Annotated in this window: 21 protein-coding genes and 1 riboswitch; of the genes, 15 read left to right on the top strand and 6 right to left on the bottom strand. The window is 63.5% G+C overall.

The annotated features are described in order from the left end of the window. The first annotated feature begins 185 nt into the window (after positions 1-185). The 9 genes from putP to HU766_RS01555 all read left to right on the top strand — a co-directional run bounded on the left by putP (position 186) and on the right by HU766_RS01555 (position 10,873). Positions 186-1,664 (top strand): sodium/proline symporter PutP, encoded by a 1,479-nt coding sequence (putP, locus tag HU766_RS01595; RefSeq protein WP_186652809.1) that lies wholly within the window; start codon positions 186-188, stop codon positions 1,662-1,664. Between the two features lie 106 nt (positions 1,665-1,770). Then, complete coding sequence (rlmJ, locus tag HU766_RS01590) at positions 1,771-2,607, top strand: 23S rRNA (adenine(2030)-N(6))-methyltransferase RlmJ (protein WP_186652807.1); 837 nt, start codon at positions 1,771-1,773, stop codon at positions 2,605-2,607. 116 nt (positions 2,608-2,723) lie between these two features. Then, positions 2,724-4,481: a carbamoyltransferase gene (locus tag HU766_RS01585; protein WP_186652804.1), complete on the top strand. Its 1,758-nt coding sequence runs from the start codon at positions 2,724-2,726 to the stop codon at positions 4,479-4,481. Then, positions 4,465-5,595 carry a glycosyltransferase gene (locus HU766_RS01580; protein ID WP_186652802.1) on the top strand — a complete coding sequence of 377 codons (1,131 nt, stop codon included), beginning with the start codon at positions 4,465-4,467 and terminating at the stop codon, positions 5,593-5,595. The genes HU766_RS01585 and HU766_RS01580 overlap by 17 nt, the downstream gene beginning before the upstream one ends. Then, positions 5,595-6,491: an antimicrobial resistance protein Mig-14 gene (locus tag HU766_RS01575; protein ID WP_186652800.1), complete on the top strand. Its 897-nt coding sequence runs from the start codon at positions 5,595-5,597 to the stop codon at positions 6,489-6,491. Before HU766_RS01580 ends, HU766_RS01575 begins: the two co-directional genes overlap by 1 nt. Next, entirely contained in the window at positions 6,488-7,891 is a 1,404-nt protein-coding gene (locus HU766_RS01570; protein ID WP_186652953.1) for a PIG-L family deacetylase, read from the top strand. Before HU766_RS01575 ends, HU766_RS01570 begins: the two co-directional genes overlap by 4 nt. Positions 7,892-7,939: 48 nt before the next feature. After that, entirely contained in the window at positions 7,940-8,896 is a 957-nt protein-coding gene (locus HU766_RS01565) for a glycosyltransferase (RefSeq protein WP_186652798.1), read from the top strand. A gap of 65 nt (positions 8,897-8,961) precedes the next feature. Next, entirely contained in the window at positions 8,962-9,735 is a 774-nt protein-coding gene (locus HU766_RS01560; RefSeq protein ID WP_033701853.1) for a hypothetical protein, read from the top strand. A gap of 46 nt (positions 9,736-9,781) precedes the next feature. After that, positions 9,782-10,873 carry a glycosyltransferase gene (locus HU766_RS01555; protein ID WP_186652796.1) on the top strand — a complete coding sequence of 364 codons (1,092 nt, stop codon included), beginning with the start codon at positions 9,782-9,784 and terminating at the stop codon, positions 10,871-10,873. A 3-nt stretch (positions 10,874-10,876) separates the two neighbouring features. On the opposite strand, the gene HU766_RS01550 is transcribed toward HU766_RS01555, so the two are convergent. After that, the gene (locus HU766_RS01550) at positions 10,877-11,482 is read right to left on the bottom strand and encodes a lipopolysaccharide kinase InaA family protein (RefSeq protein ID WP_033701851.1); all 606 of its coding nucleotides are present in this window, start codon (positions 11,480-11,482) and stop codon (positions 10,877-10,879) included. Between the two features lie 101 nt (positions 11,483-11,583). Between HU766_RS01550 and HU766_RS01545 the strand changes: the two genes are divergently transcribed. The 3 genes from HU766_RS01545 to hldE all read left to right on the top strand — a co-directional run bounded on the left by HU766_RS01545 (position 11,584) and on the right by hldE (position 16,135). After that, on the top strand, positions 11,584-12,759 hold the full coding sequence (locus tag HU766_RS01545) for an O-antigen ligase family protein (RefSeq protein ID WP_033701850.1): 1,176 nt from the start codon (positions 11,584-11,586) through the stop codon (positions 12,757-12,759). 15 nt (positions 12,760-12,774) lie between these two features. Then, positions 12,775-14,583 (top strand): lipid A export permease/ATP-binding protein MsbA, encoded by a 1,809-nt coding sequence (gene msbA / locus HU766_RS01540; protein WP_186652795.1) that lies wholly within the window; start codon positions 12,775-12,777, stop codon positions 14,581-14,583. Between the two features lie 130 nt (positions 14,584-14,713). Beyond that, positions 14,714-16,135, top strand: coding sequence for a bifunctional D-glycero-beta-D-manno-heptose-7-phosphate kinase/D-glycero-beta-D-manno-heptose 1-phosphate adenylyltransferase HldE (hldE, locus tag HU766_RS01535; protein WP_156311299.1), 1,422 nt, complete (start codon positions 14,714-14,716; stop codon positions 16,133-16,135). 30 nt (positions 16,136-16,165) lie between these two features. Here the strand turns inward: hldE and HU766_RS01530 are convergent, their stop codons facing one another. From HU766_RS01530 to HU766_RS01515, 4 genes are read right to left on the bottom strand one after another with little or no spacing between them, the layout of a single operon-like run. Continuing rightward, positions 16,166-17,134 (bottom strand): hypothetical protein, encoded by a 969-nt coding sequence (locus HU766_RS01530; RefSeq protein ID WP_033701848.1) that lies wholly within the window; start codon positions 17,132-17,134, stop codon positions 16,166-16,168. 37 nt (positions 17,135-17,171) lie between these two features. Continuing rightward, complete coding sequence (locus HU766_RS01525; RefSeq protein ID WP_033701847.1) at positions 17,172-17,984, bottom strand: aldo/keto reductase; 813 nt, start codon at positions 17,982-17,984, stop codon at positions 17,172-17,174. Next, the gene (locus tag HU766_RS01520) at positions 17,981-19,156 is read right to left on the bottom strand and encodes an FAD-dependent oxidoreductase (RefSeq protein WP_186652790.1); all 1,176 of its coding nucleotides are present in this window, start codon (positions 19,154-19,156) and stop codon (positions 17,981-17,983) included. The genes HU766_RS01525 and HU766_RS01520 overlap by 4 nt, the downstream gene beginning before the upstream one ends. A 46-nt stretch (positions 19,157-19,202) precedes the next feature. After that, positions 19,203-19,535 carry a multidrug efflux SMR transporter gene (locus HU766_RS01515; protein ID WP_033701845.1) on the bottom strand — a complete coding sequence of 111 codons (333 nt, stop codon included), beginning with the start codon at positions 19,533-19,535 and terminating at the stop codon, positions 19,203-19,205. An 85-nt stretch (positions 19,536-19,620) separates the two neighbouring features. Between HU766_RS01515 and HU766_RS01510 the strand changes: the two genes are divergently transcribed. Together HU766_RS01510 and waaA are read left to right on the top strand one after the other, a co-directional pair. Beyond that, positions 19,621-20,511, top strand: coding sequence for a LysR family transcriptional regulator (locus HU766_RS01510; RefSeq protein WP_186652785.1), 891 nt, complete (start codon positions 19,621-19,623; stop codon positions 20,509-20,511). Between the two features lie 11 nt (positions 20,512-20,522). Further along, a complete protein-coding gene (gene waaA / locus HU766_RS01505) occupies positions 20,523-21,794 on the top strand; it encodes a lipid IV(A) 3-deoxy-D-manno-octulosonic acid transferase (RefSeq protein WP_186652783.1) in 1,272 nt (423 codons plus the stop codon). A gap of 51 nt (positions 21,795-21,845) precedes the next feature. On the opposite strand, the gene HU766_RS01500 is transcribed toward waaA, so the two are convergent. Then, positions 21,846-23,279, bottom strand: coding sequence for a TolC family outer membrane protein (locus HU766_RS01500; RefSeq protein ID WP_186652780.1), 1,434 nt, complete (start codon positions 23,277-23,279; stop codon positions 21,846-21,848). Between the two features lie 160 nt (positions 23,280-23,439). Then, a riboswitch (TPP riboswitch) is annotated at positions 23,440-23,545 on the top strand. A gap of 156 nt (positions 23,546-23,701) precedes the next feature. Here HU766_RS01500 and thiC point away from each other — a divergent pair. Next, entirely contained in the window at positions 23,702-25,582 is a 1,881-nt protein-coding gene (thiC, locus tag HU766_RS01495) for a phosphomethylpyrimidine synthase ThiC (RefSeq protein WP_186652778.1), read from the top strand. Positions 25,583-25,671 lie beyond the last annotated feature (89 nt).

The raw sequence follows: 25,671 nt of genomic DNA, 5'->3' as shown, positions 1-25,671 counted from the left end.
AAAACGAGGTTTTTGCTCCCAAAAGGAGCAAAAAGTAGGCAATAACTGAAAATGCACAAGTAGGTGCAACTACAGGAAGAAAAATGGTTGCACCTCGTTTGTGTTGTTGCATAGGATTCGTCGCCTGGGTGCAACCACCTCGTTGTGGTTGTGCATGAAATAAAAACAAACGCCAGGGCACACGCATGGGCAATCCACTAACGATCACCTTCGTGATCTACATCGCGGTAATGGTGCTGATCGGCTTCGCCGCCTATCGCGCCACCAATAACCTTTCCGACTACATCCTTGGCGGGCGCAGCTTGGGCAGTGTGGTTACCGCGCTTTCCGCCGGTGCCTCCGACATGAGCGGCTGGCTGTTGATGGGCCTGCCGGGCGCCATCTACTTCTCGGGCCTTTCCGAAGCCTGGATCGCCATCGGCCTGACCGTTGGTGCCTACCTGAACTGGCTGTTCGTTGCCGGCCGCCTGCGGGTGCAGACCGAACACAACGGCGATGCACTGACGCTGCCGGACTACTTCGCCAGCCGTTTCGAAGACCAAAGCGGCCTGCTGCGGATCATCTCGGCCATCGTCATCCTGGTGTTCTTCACCATCTATTGCGCCTCTGGCATCGTGGCCGGTGCTCGTCTGTTCGAAAGCACGTTCGGCATGCCGTATGAAACCGCGCTGTGGGCCGGTGCTGCGGCGACCATCGCCTACACCTTCGTCGGTGGCTTCCTGGCGGTGAGCTGGACCGATACCGTGCAAGCTACGTTGATGATCTTCGCGCTGATCCTTACCCCGATCATCGTGCTGATCTCCACCGGTGGCGTCGACACCACCTTCCTGGCCATCGAGGCGCAGAACCCGGCCAACTTCGACATGCTCAAAGGTGCAACCTTCGTCGGCATCATCTCGCTGATGGGCTGGGGCCTGGGTTACTTCGGGCAGCCGCACATTCTGGCGCGCTTCATGGCCGCCGACTCGGTCAAGTCGATCGCCAAGGCACGCCGCATCTCCATGACCTGGATGATCCTGTGCCTGGCTGGCACCTGCGCCGTGGGCTTCTTCGGCATCGCCTACTTTTCGGCGCACCCTGAGCTGGCAGGCCCGGTCACCGAGAACCGCGAGCGCGTGTTCATCGAGCTGGCGAAAATCCTGTTCAACCCATGGATCGCCGGTGTGCTGCTGTCGGCCATCCTGGCGGCGGTGATGAGCACCCTGAGCTGCCAGTTGCTGGTTTGCTCCAGTGCCTTGACCGAAGACTTCTATAAAGCCTTCCTGCGCAAGAATGCCTCGCAGCGCGAGCTGGTCTGGATCGGCCGCCTGATGGTGCTGGCCGTGGCGCTGATCGCCATCGCCATGGCAGCCGACCCGGACAACCGTGTACTGGGCCTGGTGGCTTATGCCTGGGCAGGCTTCGGTGCTGCCTTTGGTCCGGTGGTGCTGATCTCGGTACTGTGGAAGGGCATGACCCGTAACGGTGCCCTGGCCGGTATCGTGGTGGGTGCGCTGACCGTGATCGTGTGGAAGCAGATCGATGTCTGGGGCCTGTACGAAATCATCCCGGGCTTCCTGTTGGGCAGCATCGCCATCATTCTGGTGAGCAAGCTGGGCAGCCCATCGCAGGCGATGGTGCAGCGCTTCGAGACGGCCGACGCGGCGTATCACGCTGACAAGTAATACCTGTTGAATGAGCGGTGCCTGCTTCGCGGGCACCGCTGATCGACAGCCAGGCCTGACTCCGCCTGCAAGGCAAGGTAAACTTGCCACCCCCGCAGGAGTTGCCATGAATTATCGTCACGCCTTCCACGCCGGCAACCACGCCGACGTCCTCAAGCACATCGTGCTGACCCGCCTCATCGCCCTGATGTCGCGCAAGGAGCAGCCGTTCGCCTATATCGACACCCACGCAGGCCTTGGTCTGTATGACTTGCAGGGCGACCAGGCGACCCGCACCGGTGAATACCTCGAGGGCGTTGCCCGGCTGTGGAATCGCGACGACCTGCCGGCCATGGCTGGCGATTACCTGCGCATCATCAAGCGGCTCAATGCCGATGGCGAACTGCGTTACTACCCAGGCTCGCCAGAGCTCGCCCGCCGGCTGATGCGTCAGCAGGACCGCGCCCTGCTCAACGAGAAGCACCCCGAAGACGGGCCGCTGCTCAAAGAGAACATGAAGAAGGACCCGCGCGTATTCGTGCACCTGGGCGAGGGCTGGCATGTGCCGCGTGCCCTGCTGCCGGTGCAGGAAAAACGCGCGATCATGCTGATCGACCCGCCGTTCGAGCAGGCCGATGAGCTCAAGCGCTGCACCAACTCGATGAAAGAGGCAATCGGGCGCATGCGCCAGACGGTCGCGGCCATCTGGTACCCGATCAAGGATCAGCGCTCGCTGACCCGCTTCTATCAGGACCTGACCAGCACCGGCGCGCCCAAGCTGTTGCGTGTCGAGTTGTACGTGCACCACCAGGACAGCCCGCAGGGGCTCAATGGCTCTGGCCTGGCCATTGCCAACCCGCCGTGGGGGCTGGAAGAAGAGCTCCGCGAGCTGCTGCCGTGGTTGGCCAAAGAGCTGGCGCAAACCGCTGGCAGCTACCGGATGGACTGGCTGATCGCCGAATAACCAGGCGCCTACAAGGGGCGGTGTGTCCTTGTTGTTTGCGTTATAATCCCGCCCTTTAGCCGCCATCCGCCCACAAGGCCGCTGGCGCATCTCTACCGAATGAAGAGGCTAATCCCTTGGCATTGACGATTCTTGGCCTGTCCGGCGCCCTTAGCCATGACCCTTCCGCGGCCCTGTACATTGACGGCAAGCTGATTGCCGCCGCCGAAGAAGAGCGCTTCGTGCGTGACAAGCATGCGAAGAACCGCATGCCCTACGAGTCGGCGAAGTTCTGCCTGGAGCAGGCGGGCATCAAACCGTCCGACGTCGACGTGGTAGCCATTCCGTTTGCCCCGATCAGCCTGTTCGGCAAGGCCCGCTGGCACTATGCCAAGCGTTACTGGTACGCCCCGGACCGCGCCCTCGACGCGATCCTGATGGGCAACCGCCGCTACAAGCGCTACCGCAAGAAGATCGTCTGGTGCCTGGAGCAATTGGGTTTCGACCCGAAAAAGGTCAAGATCGAGCCGGTCGAGCACCACCTGGCCCACGCCTCCAGCGCCTACCACTGCTCGGGCTTCAAGGAAAAGACCGCGATCCTCGGCATCGACGGTAAGGGCGAGTACGCCACCACCTTCTTCGGCTACGGCGAAAACGGCAAGATCCACAAGATCAAGGAGTTCTTCGACCCGGACTCCCTGGGCGGTCTGTATGGCGCGATCACCGAGTTCCTCGGTTTCGAGATGCTCGACGGCGAGTTCAAGGTCATGGGCATGGCGCCGTACGGCGATGCCAGCAAGTATGACTTCTCGCGCCTGGCCAGCTTCGAGAACGGCGAACTGGTGATCAACACCGAATACGCCAACGTCATCGGCCTGCGCCGCTATAAAGAGAAGGGCAAGGGCTTCTACTTCTCGCCGAAGCTGATCGAATGGCTGGGCCCCAAGCGCGAAGGCGACATTGCCGACGAGCCGTACATCCACTACGCAGCCAGCATGCAGGCGCTGTTCGAAAAGCTGGCCCTGCAGATGATCGACCATTACCTGGGCGACACCTTGAAGCAGACTGGCAAGCTGGCTTTCGCCGGCGGCTGCGCGCTGAACGTCAAGCTCAACCAGAGGATCATCGCCCGCCCGGATGTGAAGGAGCTGTTCGTCCAGCCCGCATCCGGTGACGCCGGTACTGCGGTGGGTGCTGCTGCTTATGTTTCCCACGCCCGTGGCGTGCCGGTCGAGAAGATGGAACACGTCTACCTCGGCCCGTCGTACTCCAACGAGGACGTGATCGCCGCCTGCGCCCGTCACCCGGACCAGCCGAAGTGGCGCAAGCTCGACAACATGCCAGAGCAGATCGCCAAGATCATGGTCGACGGCAACCCGGTGGCCTGGTTCCAGGGCCGCATGGAGTTCGGCCCGCGCGCCCTGGGCGGTCGTTCGATCATCGGTTGCCCGAGCGTCGAAGGCGTGGCTGACCGCATCAACCACCAGATCAAGTTCCGCGAGCGCTGGAGGCCTTTCTGCCCGTCGATGCTCGACACCGTCGCGCCGCAGATGATCAAGGTCGACCACCCGGCGCCCTTCATGACCTTCACCTTCGAAGTGGCTGAAGAGTGGAAAACCCGTGTGCCGGAAGTGGTCCACGAGGACGGCACTTCGCGTGCCCAGGTGCTGAAGCGCGAGTACAACCCGCGCTACTACGACATGATGAAGGCGCTGGAAAACCTGACCGGCAACGGCGTCTCGCTGAACACCTCGCTGAACCGCCGTGGTGAACCGATGATCTGCTCGCCGACCGATGCCTTGAACATGTTCTTTGGCTCGGACCTGCAGTACCTGATCATGGAAGACATCCTGGTAGTGAAGGACGGCGCGGCCGCGTATGACCAGCCGCTCTGAACCGCGCATCCTGCAGTTCTGCCATGGCTATGACGGGCCGTTCCTGGACTGTGCCCGTCAGTACGCCAGCCTGTTTCAGGGGCGTGGCTACCAGGTCACCACGGTATTTCTCACCGGCGCCGCCGACCCGCAGGTTGCGGCGGGCTGCGCGTCGGACGAGGTGCTGTTCCTGGAGTTCAGCTCCAAGGCTGTGCGTGGCCTGAAGCTCGGCGCCATCCGCGCCTTGCGGCGGGTTGCCGCCGAGCGCAATTTCAGTTTCTGCATCGCCCACCGGTTCAAGCCGATCTATGTGGCATTGCTGGGTACCGGCCTACCGGTAATCGGTGTGCACCATGCCTTTGGCGACTATCAGCGCAAGGGTCGGCGGCTGTTTGCCAACCTGTTCAGCAAGCGCCTGAGCCTGCTGGGTGTTTCGGATGCGGTGCGTGACGACATGCGCCGTTGCTTGCCGCAGTGGCCGGCCGAACGCATCCAGACCCTGTACAACCGTATCGACATCCAGGCACTGCAAGCAGCATTGGTGCCGCGTGAAGCGGCGCGCCAGGCCCTTGGCCTGGACCCTCAGGCGTGGATCGTCGGCAATGTCGGGCGCCTGCACCCAGACAAGGACCAGGCCACGCTGTTGCGTGGTTTTGCCGAAGCGCTGCCCGGGCTTCCCGCAGGCGCGCGCCTGGCGATTCTGGGTAAAGGCCGCCTCGAAGCCCAGCTCAAGGCATTCGCGGCCGAGCTCGGCATTGCCGGCCAGGTGGATTTCCTCGGCCAGGTGCCGGACGCGCGGCGCTATTTCAAGGCGTTCGATGTGTTTGCCCTGAGTTCCGACCATGAGCCGTTCGGCATGGTCCTGCTCGAAGCCATGGTCGCGGGCGTACCACTGCTGGCCACGGCCTGTGGTGGGGCACGCGAAGTGGTCGAGGGTGTGGGTGTGCTGTTCCCGCTGGGCGATGCTGCGCAGCTGGCTCAAGGCCTGAAACACATGGCCGCGCTAGACGACCAGCAGCGCGAGGCGTGCGCCGAGCACATGCTGCAACGCCTGCACCAGCGCTTCTCCGACTCGGCGGTACGCGAGGCCTTCTGGCAACTGCCGCAGGTGCGTGCCTTGGTGGCGAAGGCGTGATGCTCAATCGTATTCAAGCCTTCCGCGAGCGCGGCTGGCAAGTTATCGACGCCAAGGCGTATGCCGAGGCCTGGGCGCGGTTTGGTGGCAGCGTTGCCACCCATCCGCGGGTGGTCGAGCAGTTGGCTGAGCTGGCGCAGATCCCCGTGCGCTACCTGGGTTGGCTGCAAGACGGCGAGTTGAAAGCGGCGATTCCGACTTGGGGGCGCCACCTGGCGCTGTCCAAGGACGTGCTCAAGCGCGCGGGCAAGAAGGGCCTGTTCGACCTGGGCAATGCCGAGATCATCCTGCCGGCCGCCGCCGATGCCAGCGCGCCGCTGCGCCATGCCGCGCGTTACCTGTCCGAGCTGAACCAGGGCCGTTTTACCGGCCTCAAGGCACAGACCGAGCAGTTGGCCATGGCCCGCGCCCATGAAGACCTGTCGAAGAAGTTCCGCTACAACCAGCGCCGCGAGTTGCGCCTGCTGGAAGAGGCGGGCGGGGTGGTGCGGCCGATCAGTGACTTCGACGCCGGCCAGATCGCCGCCATGTACCGTGACCTGTTCCAGCGCCGCTGGGGCTTCCCGGCTACCGGCGCCGAGCGCCTGGCCGAGGTGCTTGAGCGTTTACGCGAGCTGCTGATCGGTTCGGTGCTGCTGCTGGACGACAAACCGATCGCGATTCAGCTGGTGTACCGGGTCGAAGCGCCCGAGTGGGTCAGCGTCGAGTACGTCAACGGCGGCGTCGACCCCGAGACCAAGGCATTCAGCCCCGGTAGCGTGCTGAGCTTCCTCAATACCCAGGCAGCCTGGGAAGACGCTCGCGCACGTAACAAGCCACTGCGGTTCTCGTTCGGCCGTGCCGACCGCGAGTACAAGGATCGCTGGTGCAACCCTGTGCCGGTGTTCCAGGCGTGAGCCGCAAGCAGCAATTGCTCAAGCGCCATCGGCGCAACAAGCGCCTGGGCCTGCTTGCCGGCCTGGTCGCACTGATCGCGCTGGGGGTACTGGCCTGGTGGTGGCTGCCGCTCTTGCTGCTGCCGTTGGTCTGGGCCGCCCATGAGGCCTGGTTCGCCGATCACTTGTTCTACGCACCCGGCGAGGATTATGCCTACAACTTCGGTGAGCTAACCCGCGCGGCGGCGGCCAGCCTGCAGGGTGGGCTGCTGCAGGCCGATGCGACACTGCAAGGTGACGAGACCCTCGTCCTGGAACTGCGGATAAAGAGCACCTGGCTGGGACGCTTTCTCGACCCACGGGTGGAGCTTTCTGCGGATGCGCTGAGTGATCGGCAAACCTTCGAGCGCGGCGTCGACGGGGTTCGCTTCCTGAACCTGACCGGCATGGCCTTGCCGCTCAAGGCCGGCACGCTGCGTGTGCGTGGTCGCCATTGCCGGCTGCAGGGTGAACCGCGCCTGTGGATAACCCCCAGCGTCGAGTTGCAGCGCCGCCGCGTCATGGTGATTGCGCCGCATGCCGATGATGCCGAGCTGGCGGCTTATGGGCTGTACAGCCAGGCTGACGAAACCTGGGTGGTCACCCTGACTGCCGGCGAGATCGAAGCCGAGCACTATCAGAAAATGGGCCTGGGCAAGGCCCAGGCGGCACGCCTGAAAGGGCGCTTGCGCGCCTGGGACAGCATTGCCGTGCCGCGCTGGGCTGGCGTGCCGCAATCGCGCTGCGTGCAGTTGGGCTACTTCTGCCTGCAACTGCCCGCCATGCAGGCCGCGCCAGATGTACCGGCGGCTTCACGCGAAGCCGACATGGCTGATATCCGCCCGTTCCGCCAGTTCAATCCGTTCCCGCTGCCGGCCGACAATGACGGTGCGCCGACCTGGCACAACCTGCTGGCCGACCTGCGTGCGCTGTTGGCAATGGCCAAGCCCGAGGTGCTGGTCATGCCGCACCCGCAACTCGACCCGCACCCCGATCATGTCTGTGCCCAGGCGGCCGTGCTGGAAGCCCTGCAAGGCCTGGCGTGGCAGCCGCAAACGCTGCTGTGCTACGCCAACCACCTGCATGACAACGACCGCTGGCCGATGGGTGACAGCGGCGACGGTGTGGCCTTGCCACCACAACTGAGTGCCGAGCAGCCGTGGGCACCGTGCTCGCTGGTGCTGGACGTGCCGACCCAGCACGACAAAGCCATGGCCCTGGGCATGATGCACGACCTGCAGCCTCCCGCGCCGTTCAAACGCCGCCTGCGGCGGTTGTTGCAACGCTGGCTGGCCGGGCGCAGGCCGTCGCCCTATGGCGAAAACGAATTCTTCCGCAAGGCTGTGCGCCGGCATGAACTGTTCTGGCGCCGTGAGCTGTAAACAATGCCCATGGTTGACCGCGATGGCGCAGCGCGCCCAAGGAAAGCAATGAAAGTCTTATTTCTGGTGCAGAAGGAACAGCGGGCGATCCTCGACCGCCTGTACGATGGCGTCGCGGCCAACTGCGAATGTGACCTGCGCTGGCTGACCAGTGAAGACCAGCGTAACCTGCGCCGCTACTTCAAGCGTGAAGTGCAGTCGGAGCGTTACGACCGCATCGTGTTCTTCCTGCGCTTCAAGCAGGAAATCCGCCAAGTGGCGTTCATCCAGACGGTGCCAAACCTGGTCATCCTCGAACATGATGCCTACCAGAACTACATCCCCTGCAAGTACACCGGCAAGTTCAGCGCGCATTACCGCAAACTGCCGTGGGCGCGGGTGATCAGTTCGGGCTACATGGTCAGCGAGCGCCTGCGCCAGGAAGGCTTTGACGCGGTATTCGTGCCCAAGGGCTACGATGAGCAGCTGCTGACCGACCAGGGACGTGAGCGCGATATCGACCTGGCGTTCGTCGGCAGCACCAACAGCGTTGCCTACAGCGGGCGCAAGGCGCTGCTGGACGAGTTGGGGCGGGTCGAGAACCTGGTGGTGACCCGCACCAAGTCGGGCGAGGACTATTGCAACACGCTCAACCGTATTCGTTTCTTCGTCAGTGCCGATGTCGGCATGGGCGAGTACATGATCAAGAACTTCGAGGCCATGGCCTGTGGCTGTGTGTTGCTGGCGTTCGACCAGGGTGAGGAAGAAAACCGCGCCCTGGGCCTGCAGGACATGCACAACGTGGTGTTCTATGACAGCATCCCGACCCTCCAGGAAAAGCTGCGCAGTTTGCGCGCCGACCCTGCGCTGGCCCAGCGGATTGCTGAAAATGGCCGCCATCTGGCGGTTTCTCGTTTCAGTTTCGGTGAAGTTGGACGTAGCATCGTCGACCACATGCGCCCTGCGCTCAGGCCTCATCCGCCGTTGTCTGCCTGGCAGCGGCTACGTCTGAAACTGGGCATTTAATAAAGCACTTTCGTGCCTACGGAGCGGGTGCTGGAAGTCGATTGTCGCAATGCGGAGGGAGTCCGGTGCGCTTTTCAAATGAGAGTGATGTCACGCTGGTCGTGACCAGCTGTGGGCGGTTCGATCTGCTCAAAGACACCCTTGAGAGTTTCGATCGCTACAACACCGCGCCCATTCGCGAAGTCTTCATCACCGAAGATTCCGGTGACGATGCCGTGCATGGGGCAGTGCCAGAACACTGGAAACCGCATTGCAAGGTGTTCGTCAATCGGCCGAAGCTGGGCCAGCTGCCGTCGATCGACCTGGCTTACAGCCACGTCAAGACGCCTTACATCTTCCATTGCGAGGATGACTGGCATTTCTACCGGCAGGGCTTTGTCGAAGATTCCCGGGCGATCCTGGAGGTCAGCCCCAACCTGCTGCAGGTCTGGCTGCGCAGCCATGCCCATGACCTGTCCGTGCACAGCCCTTACATCCACCTGGGCGACCGTCAGGTGATCGCGGGCGTGCCTTGCTACCCACTGCTTTCCGAAAAAGCGGAGTGGCAAGCGTTTTCGCTCAACCCCGGCCTGCGTCGTTTGAGCGATTATCAGCGCTGTGCACCATTTGCCGCCTATGCTGGAGAAAAGGCGCTTTCCCGTCGTTATGCTGAGTTAAATCTGACAGCGGTCACCTTGGAGGGTGATGCAGTATTGCACACAGGATTTGGTAATCACGTGACCTTGCCCATAGAAGTGGAGCGCAAGGCCAAACGTCGTCAACGTGATCGGATAAAGCTGGCATTGACGCTGGTGGCAGGTGCCGTGATCGGCATGGGTATCACCATTTTTGTTCAATGAAGTCGCAGTCCCACCTGACTTTGAGCGGGAGAGGGGCGCTAACCCCATGAACATCGTCAATATGATGTGGGCAGGCGGTTCGCCGTACATGTCCATCCACAAGGTTCACCGACAGGTGCTGTCCCACGCCGGGCCCGATGCCAGGATCAGCAACTGGCTGCTGTTGGGCAGCGGGCTGTGCTGTGGGCTCGGCTCGACCCGGGAGTGGCACATGCCGCCGCGTGCGCTCAAGGGCCGGCACCTGTGGCGCCTGCTGCGGCCGTGGCTGCGCATGCGCCTGCGCAAGGCGCTGGCCGAGGCCCAGGCCGAGATCGTGCTGCTCGACGGTGTCGGCGTTGCAAGGCTGGTGCTGCCGCTGCTGCAGCAGATTCCCGAGGTGCGTGCCAAGGTACTGTTCCACGGCAAGACGCGCCTGACGGCGAGTGATATCCGCCTGTTGCGGGCATTGCCCGCCGAGCGCTTGAGCATCGCAGCGGTTTCGCACACGCTTGCCGAAGCCCTGGAGCATGACCTTGGGCGGCCGGTACAGACCCTGCGCATGGCGCTCGACCCTCGGGCCTTCGTCGAAACGCTGTTGAGCCGCGAGCAGGCCAGGCAGGCACTGGCGTTGCGGCCAGGCAACGGCCAGGTGCTCGGTGCGGTGGGGCGGCTGGTCGAAAGCAAGGGCTTTGAAATGCTGATCGAGGCGTTTGCCAAGGCCGTTGTCGACAAGCCCGATCTGCAGATGGCAATCATTGGTGAAGGCCCTCTGCATGCCGTGCTGCAAGCGCGCATCGACGAACTGGGCCTGGCCGGGCAGGTCCATCTGTGCGGCCATCGTGAAGACCTGCAGCGGCTGTACCGGGCATTTGACTGGCTACTGGTGCCTTCGCGTTCGGAGGGCCTGGGGCTGGTGGTGCAAGAGGCGGTGATGGCCGACGTGCCGGTGGTGTGCAGTGACCTGCTGGTGTTCCGTGAGCAGTTGCTGGACACCGGTGGCTACCTGCCCATTGCCGATGAGCATGCCTGGGCCGAGGCGATAGCGCGCTGCAGCCTGCCAGACGCCGCAGCCGTGGCCGCCCGACAACGCCAGGCACTGGCGCCGGAGCAGGCCTGGCAAGCCTTCCAGAATGGCTCGCAAAACCTGCTGCGAGGTTGACCCTCAGCGGGCCAGCAGGGCTGCCTCGAAGTCGGCGAGGGGGAACTGGTCACCCAGGTTCTCCCGCTCGATGTAGCGCACCATGTGCTGCACGTTGCGACGAATCATGCGGGCAGACAATGGCGGGCGCAGGAACCGCATGTCGGCCACATCAATCAACCCCAGGCGCTGATCGGGGGTGACCACGACATTGCCCAAGTGCAGTGAGCGGAAGTAGACACCCGCGCGGTGCAACTGGCGTATGAGTTCGATCAATCGCGGCAGATAGGTGTCCCAGCTGAAGTCGGCGTCGCGCGACATCTGCAGCAGGGTCCGCCCGGGCAGCGGGCGATACAGCACCGCGGTTCTGCCGGGCAAGTCGAGTTTGTGCTGGCTGATCACCTCGAGGGTGGGAATGCCCAATTGTGCCAGGCGCGCGGCGTTGTCGACGAAGCGCTGCGAGTAGGGGCGCAACAGGGCAGATGAAATCAATCGCTTACGGCGAAAAACCTTAAGGAAATTACCATCCTTGAGCAGGTAGACTTTGGCGCCATGGCTGTCTGCCTCTAGCACCTGTGCGCCTAGTGTCAGCTGATCGAAGTCGATCTGGGTGAGCCGGGAGCATTGCATGAATAGAGCCTTGTCGTCTGGCGAGCAAAATGACCGGCAATAATGCCGAAAATAATGCGGTAGCACCATGGATGGTGTCTTTGATTCATCGGGGGAAAAGGATGTTGTATGAAAAACGCTGGGCTCGGGCCTGGTTAGGTTTGGGTCTGGTCTGGTTCCTGGCGGCGATTGCATTGGCGCCCAGCAACAAGATCTACCAGCAAGGGCTGGTGTTGTTTTTGTGGTTACCGACGCTCGTGCTGGCGTGGTCTGCCCGGCAGGTGTTTGCCCAGGCCTGGCGGCGTCAGCCGGCATTGTGGGGCAGTATCTTGTTGCTGCTGGCCTGGAGCGGGTTGAGCCTGGCCTGGTCGCCGGCCGAAGAGCCGGGGCGTGAAATCAAGCGCCTGATCTACATTCTGGTCTTCCTGATGGCGTTCCCGTTGCTGGCCCAGCTGGGGCTGGCCCGGATCCGCCAGTTGTTGCTGCTGGGGAGTGGCCTTTTGGCCTTCGCCGCGCTGGTGTCGATCATCAACTTCTACGGGTTGCAGGGCAAATCGCTGCTGGCCCGGCTGGCAGGTATCGGTGAAATTTCACACCCCATCCTGGGTGCCTATGTGGTCGGGGCCGCCGCGCTGTTCCTGTTGTACGAGCCGCCGCAAAAGCGCGGCATGCAGTTGCTGTGGCTGGCGGCGCTGGCCTGCCTGGGCGCGTTTGCAGTGCTCAGCCAGAGCCGCGGGGCGATCCTGGCCCTGGTGATCACGGTGGTGATGGCGCCGCTGTGGTTCCGTGATCGTCACAGCCGGGTGTTCTCGATCCTGGCGGTCATCGCCACGGGCGCTGCGTTCTATGTGATGTACGACCTGATCGCCAAGCGCGGCTCGTCCTACCGGCCGGAGATTTTCCATGCGGTGGTGGACATGATTGCCGCCCATCCTTGGACAGGCCTGGGCCTGGGCGCTGGGTACGATGTGAGCGCAGTCGGCAAGCACTTCGACCATACCCACAACATGTTCACCCACGTTGCGGTGGAGATGGGCCTGCCCGGCATGCTGCTGTGGGTGACCGTGTGGCTGTACACCCTCGGTGAAATCGTCCGGGCCCGGGCCACACTGTTCGGCAAGGTACTCTTGTGCTTCTGGGTCTACTCGACCCTGGCCATGCAGTTCGATGCCGCCAGCCTGACCGGTACGCCGCGTGCGGAGTGGTTCATCAGCTGGTTGCCGGTCGGCCTGGCCATGTTGTTGCCCTGGGGGCGTGCCGAAAATGAAGCCTGTGGTAAAATTTCCGGTTCAACCTGAACAGCGAGCTCGATGATGGCCGAAACACCGCGAACCGCGGAGCACACCTCCAGCCTGAAGATCTACTTCCGGCTGTTGAGCTACGTGAAACCCTATGCCGGCATTTTCCTGTTGAGCATCGTCGGTTTCGTGATCTTCGCCTCGACCCAGCCAATGCTGGCCGGCATTCTCAAGTATTTCGTCGATGGCCTGAGCAATCCGCAAGCGGTGTTGTTCCCTACCGTGCCCTACCTGCGCGACCTGCAGTTGCTGCAGGCGGTGCCACTGCTGATCATCCTGATCGCGGCCTGGCAGGGGTTGGGCTCGTTCCTGGGCAACTACTTCCTGGCCAAGGTTTCGTTGTGCCTGGTGCATGACCTGCGGGTCGAGTTGTTCAACAAATTGCTGGTGCTGCCCAACCGCTACTTCGACAACCACAACTCGGGCCATCTGATCTCGCGCATCACCTTCAACGTGACCATGGTCACCGGTGCCGCGACCGATGCGATCAAGGTGGTGATCCGCGAGGGCCTGACGGTTGTCTTCCTGTTTGCCTACCTGCTGTGGATGAACTGGCACCTGACCCTGGTCATGGTTGCCATCCTGCCGGTGATCGCGGTGATGGTCAGCGTCGCCAGCAAGAAATTCCGCAAGCAGAGCAAGAAAATCCAGGTGGCCATGGGGGATGTGACCCACGTCGCCTCCGAGACCATCCAGGGTTATCGCGTGGTGCGCAGCTTTGGTGGCGAGGCCTACGAACAGCAGCGCTTTGGCCGCGCCAGCCAGAGCAACACCGACAAGCAGCTGCGCATGACCAAGACCGGCTCGCTGTACACGCCGATGCTGCAGCTGGTGATCTACAGCGCCATGGCCGCCTTGATGTTCCTGGTGCTGTACCTCCGTGGTGACTCCACCGCCGGTGACCTGGTGGCCTACATCACCGCAGCGGGCTTGTTGCCGAAACCGATTCGCCAGCTTTCCGAAGTCAGTTCGACCATCCAGAAAGGCCTGGCAGGCGCAGAAAGCATCTTCGAGCAGCTCGACGAAGAGCCTGAAGTGGACAGCGGCACCATCGAGAAGGCAAAGGTCGAAGGCCGTCTGGAAGTGCGTGATCTCAGCTTCACCTACCCAGGCACCGACCGTGAGGTGTTGAGCGACATCAGCTTCGTCGCCGAGCCGGGGCAGATGATCGCCCTGGTGGGCCGCTCTGGCAGTGGCAAGTCGACCCTGGCGGCATTGATTCCACGCTTCTATCACCACGACAAGGGGCAGATTCTGCTCGATGGCGTGGAGATCGAAAACTATCGCCTGCGCAACTTGCGTCGCCATGTTTCCCAGGTTACCCAGCACGTCACCTTGTTCAACGACACCGTCGCCAACAACATTGCCTACGGTGACCTGGCCGGTGCGCCGCGTGAACACATCGAGGCTGCTGCTGCAGATGCCTACGCCAAGGAGTTCGTCGACAAGCTGCCGAAGGGCTTCGACACCGAGGTCGGCGAGAACGGCGTGCTGCTCTCCGGCGGCCAGCGCCAACGCCTGGCCATTGCTCGGGCGCTGCTCAAGGACGCGCCGTTGTTGATTCTCGACGAGGCGACTTCGGCGCTGGATACCGAGTCCGAGCGGCACATCCAGGCGGCACTGGACCATGTGATGGAGGGCCGTACCACGTTGGTGATCGCCCACCGCCTGTCGACCATCGAAAAGGCCGACATGATCCTGGTCATGGACCAGGGCCGCCTGGTCGAGCGTGGCACCCATGCCGAGCTGCTTCAGGCTAATGGCCATTATGCCCGCCTGTATGCCATGGGCCTGGATGAGCCGGCCAAGGCCGATATCACCTGAACCTCTTTGATCGGGGCCGTGCCGGCCCCGATTGTCACCGGAATTTTCAAGGGCCCGATCTGGCCGTAAAGCCGTCGCTTGCCCTGTGCTAATATCCTGCCCCTGTTCATTATTTTCATATGGGTTGCCCATGAAGTTGTCCATGCCGCGTTTCGATCAAGCCCCGGTACTGGTGGTCGGCGATGTCATGCTCGACCGCTACTGGCATGGCGGTACTTCGCGTATCTCGCCTGAAGCGCCAGTCCCGGTGGTCAAGGTCGATCAGATCGAGGATCGCCCCGGCGGCGCGGCCAACGTTGCCTTGAACATCGCCGCCCTGGGTGCGCCGGCGTCGCTGATCGGTGTTACCGGCCAGGACGAGGCGGCCGACAGCCTGGCCAACAGCCTGCAAGCTGCGGGCGTGCGTTCGGTGTTCCAGCGCATCGCGCACCAGCCGACCATCGTCAAGCTGCGGGTCATGAGCCGCCACCAGCAGCTGTTGCGTATCGATTTCGAAGAACCGTTCGCCACCGACCCACTCTCTCTGGGTTCGGAGGTCGACAGCCTGCTCGATGGCGTCAAGGTGCTGGTGTTGTCCGACTATGGCAAAGGCGCGCTGAAGAACCACCAGAGCCTGATCCAGGCTGCACGCGCCAAGGGTATTCCGGTATTGGCCGACCCCAAGGGCAAGGATTTCTCCATTTACCGCGGCGCCAGCCTGATCACCCCGAACCTCAGCGAGTTCGAAACCATCGTTGGCCGTTGCGCCGATGAGGCAGAGCTGGTCGCCAAAGGCCTGCAGTTGCTGTTGGACCTGGACCTTGGCGCCTTGCTGGTGACCCGTGGCGAGCACGGCATGACCCTGTTGCGTACGGGCCACCCCGCACTGCACCTGCCGGCCCGCGCCCGCGAAGTGTTCGATGTCACCGGTGCCGGCGACACGGTGATCTCCACCCTCGCGGCAGCCATCGCGGCCGGTGAAGACCTGCCGCACGCGGTGGCCCTGGCCAATCTGGCGGCGGGTATCGTGGTCGGCAAGCTGGGTACCGCCGCCATCAGCGCCCCTGAGCTGCGCCGGGCGATCCAGCGCGAAGAGGGCTCCGAGCGCGGGGTGCTGGGCCTCGAGCAGTTGCTGCTGGCGATCGATGATGCGCGTGCGCACAACGAGAAGATCGTCTTCACCAACGGCTGCTTCGACATTCTGCATGCCGGCCATGTCACCTACCTGGAGCAGGCGCGTGCCCAGGGCGACCGGCTGATCGTCGCGGTCAACGACGATGCGTCGGTCAGCCGCCTCAAAGGCCCGGGCCGCCCGATCAACAGCGTCGACCGCCGCATGGCGGTGCTGGCAGGGCTGGGGGCGGTGGATTGGGTGATCAGCTTCCCCGAGGGTACGCCGGAAAACCTGCTGAGCCAGGTCAAGCCGGATGTGCTGGTCAAGGGCGGCGACTATGGCATCGACCAGGTGGTGGGTGCCGACATCGTCAAGGCCTATGGCGGCACCGTGAAGGTGCTGGGGCTCGTCGAGAACAGCTCGACCACGGCCATTGTCGAGAAGATCCGCAAAAACTGATGTAACTGGGGCCGCGTTGCGGCCCCAGTGTTACTTGTGCAACGAAGTCCGCGCCTTGGCCAGCAATGCCCGCGCCTTGTCGCCAAACCGCTGCAGATGTGAAGCCCGCCCAGGCTTGGCCTCCACCAACCCTTGCTGCTTCACCCAATCCCGCCAGCGAATCCGCTCATCCCTGACCACCCAACCTTCTTGCCGGGCAAAGCTCTCGGCCAGGTACAGCCCGCGTGTGCTCGCCGGCACCAGCTCGTCCTTTTTCAGCGTGTAGAGTTCGGCCAACGGTTGCCCGTCCTTCAAGGGCATCAGGTACAGGTCCGGCCGTTTGCGATTGAGCCGGGCCACCAACTGGTCGCCTTCCAGGCGCTCATCGACATGGAACAGGCTGAGCTTCTTGGCGTCCCTGGGCACCTGCAGGCGCATGTCATAGATGAGCTGCAACGAGGCGGTCGGCAAGTGCACATAGGCCCGTGGCCGTTCGAGCAGCATCAGGTTGGCGCAGTGCACCGGCCGTGCGGCACCAGACTCCGGCGTCAGCACAAACGGCAGCGCTTCGCGGTAGTGCAGAGCGGCGGCGTAGGGGGCCGGCAGCCAGGTGTCATTGAAACGCCCACCCAGCCAGCCTTCCGGGGTTTCCAGCAGGCATTCTTCGGCCACTTCCTGCACGGCGGTGTGCAGTGGCAAGTTGAGTTCTTGGGCGGGGACATAGCCAGAAATCAGCTTCAGCACCACGTCGCCGCGGTCCTGGCGCCGCTGACGCACCAATACCCAGTAGTCACGGTTTTGCCAGTGCAGGGTCAGGCGTACCGAGACACCCAGGTTGGCAAGCTCGGCCACGAAGCGCTGCGTGTCGGGCAGCTGGATGGCACGGCGCCGCTGTTGGGTCTGGGCGAAGTTCAGCGGCATGCCGATGCTTTGGTAAACCAGGCCTTCGGCGGTGGCCTCGACATGCAGCGGCAGTGTCTTGAAGTTGCTCGGGTTCTTGCGGATCAGCGTTCGCGGCACGAGGTTCCTCCTCCTGTCGGACGCCCGCGAGGGCGGCTCAATGCTGGCCCAGAATTCGGGCGACGGTGGCCACGTTATGGGCCAGGTGCAACGGATTGATGGTGCCGACGATAGCACTGCTGACGCCCGGGTGGGAAAACAGCAGCTCGAAGCTGGCCTGCACCGGGTCGACCCCAGGTGCCAGGCAGATGTGCCCGCTGGCCAGGGCCTTCTTCACCAGGATCGCCTTGCCGTGTTCGGCAGCGTAGTCCAGCACCGGGCGTTCTGCCTGCTCGTTCAGGTTATAGGTGACCATGGCGCAGTCGCCCTGTTCCAAGGCCTTGAGGCCACCTGCGACGGTCTTGCCCGACAGCCCGAAGCCAAGGATCTTGCCTTCTTGCTTAAGGGCCGCAAGTGTCTGGTAGACCTCCTGCTGCTCGAGGATCGCCAGGTCATTGCCGTCGGAATGCACCAGCACCAGCTCGATGTGGTCGGTTTCCAGGCGGCGCAGGCTGCGCTCCACAGAGCGGCGGGTGTGGGCGGCGCTGAAGTCGAAGTGCGAGCTGCCGTTGTCGAACTCTTCACCCACCTTGCTGACGATCACCCACGCATCACGCTGGCCGCGCAGCAGCGGGCCAAGGCGCTCTTCACTGCGGCCATAGGCCGGCGCGGTGTCGATCAGGTTGATGCCTAGTTCGCGGGCCTGGGCCAGCAGCATGCGGGCTTCGTCATCATCGGGGATGGTGAAGCCGGTGGGGTATTTCACGCCTTGGTCGCGGCCAAGCTTGACCGTGCCCAGGCCCAGGGGCGAGACCTTGAGGCCGGTACTGCCCAGGGGGCGATGGAAGTCGTGCAGGGTCGGCAGGCTCATGGCAGCAGTCGCTCCCAGGCAGGCACGCCCAGCGCAGGGCGCGGCAGGCCACTGAGGTCGGGCTGGGCGCCTGGGCGGATGCCGTCGCGTTCAAACATGGCGATTACCCGGTCGCTGAAGTCCGGTGCCAGCGCCAGCTTGGTCGGCCAGCCCACCAGCAGGCGTTGCTGGTCGGCGATAAAGGCGTTGTCCGGGCGCACCAGGCCCGACTGCGCGGGCTCGGCGCGATCCACGCGAAGGGTTGCCCAGCGGACCTGACCTTGGTCGACCCAGGGCAGCAGGTTGGCGATTTCCTTTTGCGCCGCGGCAATCTGCGCGGCCGGCTCGCGGGCCACGCCATCGGCCTCGGCCAGGTCGCCGCCGAGGTACCAGACCCACTGGCCATCGGCCGCCGGGTGGGTGGTAATGGTGACCCGTGGCTTGGGCCCGCCGCCCAGGCAGTGCGCATACAGCGGCTTGAGGTTCGGCCCCTTGGCCATGACCATGTGCAAGGGGCGGCGCTGCATGGCCGGCTGGCTCAGGCCTAGCGCATGCAACAGGTCTTCGGTGCCGGCGCCGGCGCTGAGCACGATACGCTGCGCGCGGATTTCACGGTCGTCCACGCGCAAACCCACCAGCTCATCGCCGTCACGCAGGGGTTCGATGCGCTCGCCGGCGAGCAGGCTGTCGCCGGCCAGTTCGGCCAGGTTGGCCAGCAGGCTGGGCACGTCGATGACCAGTTCCGCCAGGCGATAGACCTTGCCCTTGAAGGCGCGGTCCTGCAGGGCCGGCGGCAGTTGCTCGCCCTTGACCTGATCGACCCGGCCGCGCACGGCCTTGCTGGCGAAGAAACTGGTGAGGTTGCCGGCCAGGGTGCCGGGGGACCACAGGTAGTGTGCCTCGGACAGCAGGCGGGTGTTGCCCAGCGGCAGTTCGCCATTGCCCGCCAAAGCCTCGCGCCAGCGCCGCGGCATGTCGGCGATGGCTTCCGAGGCGCCGGTCAGGGCGCCGTGCAGGGCGTACTTGGTGCCGCCGTGGATGATGCCCTGAGACTTGATGGTCTGCTCGCCACCGAGGCTGGCGCGCTCCACCAGCACGGTCGAAAAGCCCTGACGGCGCAACCGGGCATTGAGCCAGAGGCCTGCGACCCCGGCGCCGACGATCAGTACGTCAGTGGAAATGGCGGTTGGCATGGCGGTACCTCGAAGACTGGGACAGCTGGCAAGTATACAGCCCGTATCAATGCCCGGCAGTCTTCGAGAACAGCTGAATCACCACCACCCCACCGACGATCATCGCCATGCCCAGCATTGCCGGTACATCCAGCTTCTGCCCATAGATCACCAGTGCTGCCACGCTGATCAGCACAATGCCCAGCCCCGACCAGATGGCATAGGCGATCCCCACCGGAATGCTGCGTACCACCAGGGTCAGCATCCAGAACGCGATGCCGTAGCCGACCACCATCAGCAGCAACGGCAGAGGCGTGCTGAACCCCTTCACCGCTTTCATGGAGGCAGTGGCGATGACTTCGGCGCAGATGGCGATGGCGAGGTAGGTGTAGGCGTTCATGGCGATTCTCCGGTGACTGGTCGGGCATTCTAGGCGTTGCCGGGATGGGGTAAAGTCATTACCTATCACCCATGGAGATAGGTTGATGGCCGAACAGTGGAACCTCGAGCAACTACGCACCTTCGTGCGCGTTGTTGAACTGCGCTCGTTCTCCGCCGTTGCCCGTGAACAGCGCAAGGCCCAGTCGGCGGTGAGCAACGCCATCGCCCTGCTGGAGGCGGACCTGGGCGTAACCCTGTTCGAACGCAGCAGCGGCCGCCAGCCCAAGCTGACCGAAAACGGCACCGCGCTGCTGGAGGACGCCCGTGAACTGCTGCGCCAATGTGAACGCCTGGACGGGCGCGCCTTGGCCCTGATGCGCGGGCAGGAAGCCCTGTTGCGGGTCGCCCAGGACGAGGCGATGCCTTATCAGCCCGTCATCGACAGCCTGGACGAGCTGGCCAGCCGCTACCCGTACCTGGAAGTGCAACTGGCCAGCGCCGCCCAGGGTGATGTGGCGCGTAAACTGGTGGAGCGGCGCGCCGACCTTGGCCTGTTTTTTCATCATGAAAGCATGCCGGCGTCGCTGGAGCGCCGTGCCCTGGGCAGTGTGGAAATGGTCACGGTGTGCGCGGTCGGCCATCCGCTCGCGCAGCAGGCGAGGGTGAGCCGCCAGCAGTTGGCACGCCACCGGCAGTTATTGATCACCCCGCAGCAGAGTGGCTACCCCGGCGGCGAAGCGATCAGCCCGCAGGTCTGGCGCGCCGACAGCTTCTACGCCATGGCTGAACTGCTGATGCGCGGCCTGGGGTGGGCCTGGCTGCCCCGGCATGTGGTGCAGTACCCCACCTACCAGGCGCAAATGGTCGAGCTTGCCAGCGAGTGGCGGCCGCCGGCGCTGGTCGTCGAGCTGGCCTGGCGCCGTGACGAGCCGTTGGGGCCGGCCGCGCAATGGCTGGCCGAGCGCTTTGCGGTGCACCTGCGCGCGATCGGGTAAACTTCGCCGCCATGAACAGAACTCTCTATACCTTGCTGTTTCACCTGGGCCTGCCACTGGTTGCGCTGCGCCTGTTCCTGCGGGCGCGCAAGGCACCGGCCTACGGCCAGCGCATCGGCGAGCGCTTCGCCTTCAACCTGCCGGCCATGCAGCGGGGCGGCATCTGGGTGCATGCCGTGTCGGTGGGTGAAAGCATCGCCGCTGCACCCATGGTGCGGGCGCTGCTCAAGGCCTACCCAGGCCTGCCGATCACGCTTACCTGCATGACGCCGACCGGTTCCGAACGCATTCGCGCCATGTTTGCCGATGAACCGCGCGTGCAGCATTGCTACCTGCCCTACGACCTGCCATGGGCCGCCGGGCGTTTTCTCGACCATGTGCAGCCGAAGCTGGGCATCATCATGGAAACCGAGTTGTGGCCTAACCACATCCACCAGTGTGCCAAGCGAGGCATCCCGGTGGCGCTGGCCAATGCCCGGTTGTCCGAGCGCTCCGCCCGTGGTTATGCGCGTTTCGCCAAGCTGACCCGGCCGATGCTCGCCGAGATGAGCCTGATCGCGGTGCAAACCGACACCGAAGCGCAGCGCTTTCGCAACTTGGGCGCGCTGCCTGCGTGTGTGCAGGTGACCGGTTCGATCAAGTTCGACCTGAAGGTCGATGACCAACTGCTGCCGCGCGCCAGGGCGCTGCGCGAGCAATGGGGCGCAAGCCAGCGCCCGGTGTGGATCGCCGCCAGCACCCATGAGGGTGAGGATGCCTTGATCCTGCAGGCCCATCGGGCGTTGCTGCAGGTGCACGGCGATGCCCTGCTGATCCTGGTGCCGCGCCACCCTGAGCGGTTCAACTCGGTGCATGCCCTGTGTGCCGAGCAGTTCGCCACCGTGCGCCGTTCAACCGATGCTGCAGTCGATGGCCAGACCCGCGTATTGCTCGGCGATACCATGGGCGAGTTGCTGTTCCTCTATGCGCTGGCCGACATCGCCTTCGTCGGCGGCAGCCTGGTTGCCACTGGCGGGCACAACCCGCTGGAACCGGCAGCGCTGGCATTGCCGGTGATCATGGGGCCACATGTGTTCAACTTCCTTGAAATCAGCGCGATGCTGAAGGCAGCTGGGGCGTTGCAGCAGGTCGAGGATGTCGAAGGGCTGGCCGAGGCGGTACGGCGGCTGATCGAATTGCCGCAGGATCGTCAGCGCATGGGCGAGGCGGGCAGGGCGGTGATGCAGGCCAATCAGGGGGCCTTGCAGCGGTTGCTGGATGGGCTGGGTGCACTTATTCGCTGATTCTGGTTCTGGCTTCCTCGCGGTTTTACCCGCGAAGAAGCCCTACGCATCTCAAGGCCTGCGTTCGAAGTTCTTCGCTGCAGCTGCCGCCAGGTCTGGTGGCAGGAAGTCCTTGTCCGGGTTGTAGTCCGGTTTCAGATACCGCCCCAGGTCCTGCAGGTCTTGCGGGCTCAGGGTGCCGGCCGCTTGCTTGAGGCTCAGGTTGTCGAGAATGTAGTCATAGCGGCTGTTGTTGTAGTCACGCACCGAGGTGTACAGCTGGCGTTGGGCGTCGAGCACGTCGACGATGTTGCGGGTACCGACCTGGTAGCCGATTTCGGTGGCTTCCAGCGCGCTCTGGTTGGAAATGATCGACTGCTTGCGCGCCTGCACCTGTTCCACATCGGTATTCACCGCACGGTGCAGGTTGCGCGTGTTCTCTACCACCTGGCGGCGCAGGCTTTCGCGCTGTTGCTCGCTCTGGCTCAGGCGCTGGTAGGCCTCGCGCACTTGCGAACTGGTCAGGCCGCCGCTGTAGATCGGAATATTCAGCTGCAGGCCGACGCTGGTCTGCTCGACGTCGCCGCTGTAACGCACGCCCAGCTGCGAAGGGTTGGTGAAGCCGAGGCTGTCGTTGTCACCCTTTTGGTACTTGGCCACCGCATCCAGGGTCGGGGCATGGCCGGCCTTGCGCTGGCGCAGGGTTTCTTCAGCGGCGCTGACGGCGTAGTTGGTCGCCAGCAGGTTGAGGTTCTGCCGCCCGGCGGTCTCGACCCAGGCTTTGGCATCGTTGGGCGTGGGCACCTGAATCGGCAGGGTGTGGACAACGCCCTGGATCGACGCGTATTCGCGGTTGGTCAGGGTCACCAGGGCTTCGAAGGCATCCTGTACCTGGCGCTCGGCGATGATCCGGTTGGCGCGGGCGGTGTCGTAGCTGGCCTGGGACTGCAAGACGTCGGTCTTGTCGGAAAGGCCCACGTCGAAACGCTCGTTGGACTGGTCGAGCTGGCGCTTGAAGGCTGATTCTTCAGCCTTGGTCGCGGCCAGGTTGTCCTGGGCGCGCAGCACCGCAAAATAGTTTTGCGCCGTCTGTAGAATGAGGTTCTGCTCGGTGGCCGACAGCTCAAGCGCTGCCTGCTCGTTGACCGCCTCGGCGGCCTGCAACTGGAACCAGCGGTCGGCACGGAACACCGGCTGCGCCAGGGTCGCACTCCAGGCGTTGCCGCTGCGGTTGGAAGTCATCGACGGTTCGTCGAGCTTGGTACGGGTGTTCAACATTTCGGCACCGGCCGACAAGTTCGGCAGCAGGCCGGCGCGGGCCTGCGGTACCACCTCGCGGCGGGCGCCATAATCGGCGCGGGCCGCTGCAAGGTCGGCGTTGTTGTCGACCGCCTCCTGGTAGACGCTGACCAGGTCGGTCTTCACCGTCATGGGCACATCCGCTGCCCAGACCACTCCGTTGGACGCACAAGACACGGCTATCGCCAGTGAGAGTTTGCGCAGCATAGAGGCAATCCTTGTACGAAATTTAATTACTGAACTGTTGAGTATCGAGCGATGGGCCAGTGTAGTGCCATGCGCCCCTGGCAACAATCGCTCAGTGCGCCTTTCATCATCCCCGCATTTACCCGCTTGGCTTTGCCGGCCACTCCAGTCTAGACTGCGCATGTTCTTGTCGGGGTGCCTTGTTGCAAAGGCTGAGATCGGAAGTTCCGGATCCCGTTGAACCTGATCAGGTTAGCGCCTGCGTAGGGAACAAGATTGCTCGCTTTCCCGGTGAGCCTCTTGTGCCAGGTCCGGGATTGTCGCCGCTGTAAAAAGCGCTAGGCACCCCCATGTCCGGCACTGCATCCATCTCTGGGTGCGTCCGCGTCTTTCAGGTTCTCCCCGACATTCCATCCGCTAGGAAGCTGTCTGGAGAGCCCGTGATGAGCAAACAAGAAAAAACGATCAACCTCAGCGAATCGGCACAAGTCGATCAGCAGTCCGTGCAACCGTTCCCCCGTTCGCGCAAGGTCTATGTCGAGGGCTCTCGCCCGGACATCCGCGTGCCCATGCGCGAAATCAGCCTGCACGACACCCCGACCGACTTCGGCGGCGAAACCAATGCCCCGGTGCTGGTCTACGACACTTCCGGCCCGTACACCGACCCTGACGTCATCATCGACGTGCGCAAGGGCCTGGCCGACGTCCGTTCGGCCTGGATCGACGCCCGCGGCGACACTGAGCGCCTGGGCGGCCTGACCTCGAACTTCGGCCAACAGCGCCTGAACGATGCAGAGCTGGCCAAGCTGCGCTTCAACCACGTGCGCAACCCGCGCCGCGCCAAGGCTGGCGTCAACGTCTCGCAGATGCACTACGCCCGCCAGGGCATCATCACCGCCGAGATGGAATACGTGGCCATCCGCGAGAACATGAAGCTGCAGGAAGCCCGCGCTGCCGGCCTGCTCGACCAGCAGCACGCCGGCCACAGCTTCGGCGCCAACATCCCGAAAGAAATCACCCCCGAATTCGTCCGCGAAGAAATCGCCCGCGGCCGCGCGATCATCCCGGCCAACATCAACCACACCGAGCTGGAACCGATGATCATCGGCCGCAACTTCCTGGTGAAGATCAACGGCAACATCGGCAACAGTGCGCTGGGGTCCTCGATCGAGGAAGAAGTGGCCAAGTTGACCTGGGGCATTCGCTGGGGCTCGGACACGGTCATGGACCTGTCCACCGGCAAGCACATTCACGAAACCCGCGAGTGGATCATCCGTAACTCGCCGGTGCCGATCGGTACCGTGCCGATCTACCAAGCCCTGGAAAAAGTCGGCGGCGTCGCCGAAGACCTGACCTGGGAGCTGGTCCGCGACACCCTGATCGAGCAGGCCGAGCAGGGCGTGGACTACTTCACCATCCATGCTGGCGTGCTGCTGCGGTATGTACCGCTGACCGCCAAGCGTGTCACCGGCATCGTCAGCCGGGGTGGCTCGATCATGGCCAAGTGGTGCCTGGCGCATCATCAGGAAAACTTCCTGTACACCCACTTCGACGAAATCTGCGAAATCATGAAGGCCTACGACGTCAGCTTCTCGCTGGGCGACGGCCTGCGCCCGGGCTCGATTGCCGACGCCAACGACGCTGCACAGTTCGGTGAGCTGGAAACCCTAGGCGAACTGACCAAGATCGCCTGGAAGCACGACGTGCAGTGCATGATCGAAGGCCCAGGCCACGTGCCGATGCAGTTGATCAAGGAGAACATGGACAAGCAGCTGGAATGCTGCGACGAGGCGCCGTTCTACACCCTCGGCCCGCTGACCACCGACATTGCGCCGGGTTACGACCACATCACCTCGGGTATCGGTGCGGCGATGATCGGCTGGTTCGGTTGCGCCATGCTCTGCTACGTGACGCCCAAGGAGCACCTGGGCCTGCCGAACAAGGACGACGTCAAGACCGGCATCATCACCTACAAGATCGCCGCCCATGCCGCCGACCTTGCCAAGGGCCACCCGGGCGCGCAGATTCGTGACAACGCCTTGTCCAAGGCGCGTTTCGAATTCCGTTGGGAAGACCAGTTCAACCTTGGCCTGGACCCAGACACCGCTCGTGCGTACCACGACGAAACCCTGCCCAAGGAGTCGGCCAAGGTCGCGCACTTCTGTTCGATGTGCGGGCCGAAGTTCTGCTCGATGAAGATCACCCAGGAAGTGCGTGAATACGCCGCCAAGATCGAAACCGTGGACGTGACGGTTGCAGATGGCATGCGTGAGCAGGCCGAGCGGTTCCGCCAGGAAGGCAGCCAGCTGTACAAAAAAGTCTGACTGCAAAACTGCCCTCTGTAGGAGCGGCCTTGCGTCGCGAAAAGGGGCGCGAAGCGGCCCCGGCACGATCAGCGGCGAAGCTGAAGCCG

Origin of the sequence: Pseudomonas sp. SWRI77 (assembly GCF_014269105.1) — a bacterium.
Classification (GTDB): Bacteria; Pseudomonadota; Gammaproteobacteria; order Pseudomonadales; family Pseudomonadaceae; genus Aquipseudomonas; species Aquipseudomonas capeferrum.
The sequence above is the reverse complement of the archived record's forward strand: the minus strand, read 5'-3'. Positions and strand labels throughout refer to the sequence as shown.

Bases quoted from the DNA above. Each gene is read 5' to 3' on its own strand.
- putP (WP_186652809.1), top strand. From the start codon at position 186: ATGGGCAATCCACTAACGATCACCTTCGTGATCTACATCGCGGTAATG.
- rlmJ (WP_186652807.1), top strand. From the start codon at position 1,771: ATGAATTATCGTCACGCCTTCCACGCCGGCAACCACGCCGACGTCCTC.
- HU766_RS01580 (WP_186652802.1), top strand. From the start codon at position 4,465: ATGACCAGCCGCTCTGAACCGCGCATCCTGCAGTTCTGCCATGGCTAT.
- HU766_RS01575 (WP_186652800.1), top strand. From the start codon at position 5,595: ATGCTCAATCGTATTCAAGCCTTCCGCGAGCGCGGCTGGCAAGTTATC.
- HU766_RS01565 (WP_186652798.1), top strand. From the start codon at position 7,940: ATGAAAGTCTTATTTCTGGTGCAGAAGGAACAGCGGGCGATCCTCGAC.
- HU766_RS01555 (WP_186652796.1), top strand. From the start codon at position 9,782: ATGAACATCGTCAATATGATGTGGGCAGGCGGTTCGCCGTACATGTCC.
- HU766_RS01550 (WP_033701851.1), bottom strand. From the start codon at position 11,482: ATGCAATGCTCCCGGCTCACCCAGATCGACTTCGATCAGCTGACACTA.
- HU766_RS01545 (WP_033701850.1), top strand. From the start codon at position 11,584: ATGTTGTATGAAAAACGCTGGGCTCGGGCCTGGTTAGGTTTGGGTCTG.
- msbA (WP_186652795.1), top strand. From the start codon at position 12,775: ATGGCCGAAACACCGCGAACCGCGGAGCACACCTCCAGCCTGAAGATC.
- hldE (WP_156311299.1), top strand. From the start codon at position 14,714: ATGAAGTTGTCCATGCCGCGTTTCGATCAAGCCCCGGTACTGGTGGTC.
- HU766_RS01525 (WP_033701847.1), bottom strand. From the start codon at position 17,984: ATGAGCCTGCCGACCCTGCACGACTTCCATCGCCCCCTGGGCAGTACC.
- HU766_RS01520 (WP_186652790.1), bottom strand. From the start codon at position 19,156: ATGCCAACCGCCATTTCCACTGACGTACTGATCGTCGGCGCCGGGGTC.
- HU766_RS01515 (WP_033701845.1), bottom strand. From the start codon at position 19,535: ATGAACGCCTACACCTACCTCGCCATCGCCATCTGCGCCGAAGTCATC.
- HU766_RS01510 (WP_186652785.1), top strand. From the start codon at position 19,621: ATGGCCGAACAGTGGAACCTCGAGCAACTACGCACCTTCGTGCGCGTT.
- waaA (WP_186652783.1), top strand. From the start codon at position 20,523: ATGAACAGAACTCTCTATACCTTGCTGTTTCACCTGGGCCTGCCACTG.
- HU766_RS01500 (WP_186652780.1), bottom strand. From the start codon at position 23,279: ATGCTGCGCAAACTCTCACTGGCGATAGCCGTGTCTTGTGCGTCCAAC.
- thiC (WP_186652778.1), top strand. From the start codon at position 23,702: ATGAGCAAACAAGAAAAAACGATCAACCTCAGCGAATCGGCACAAGTC.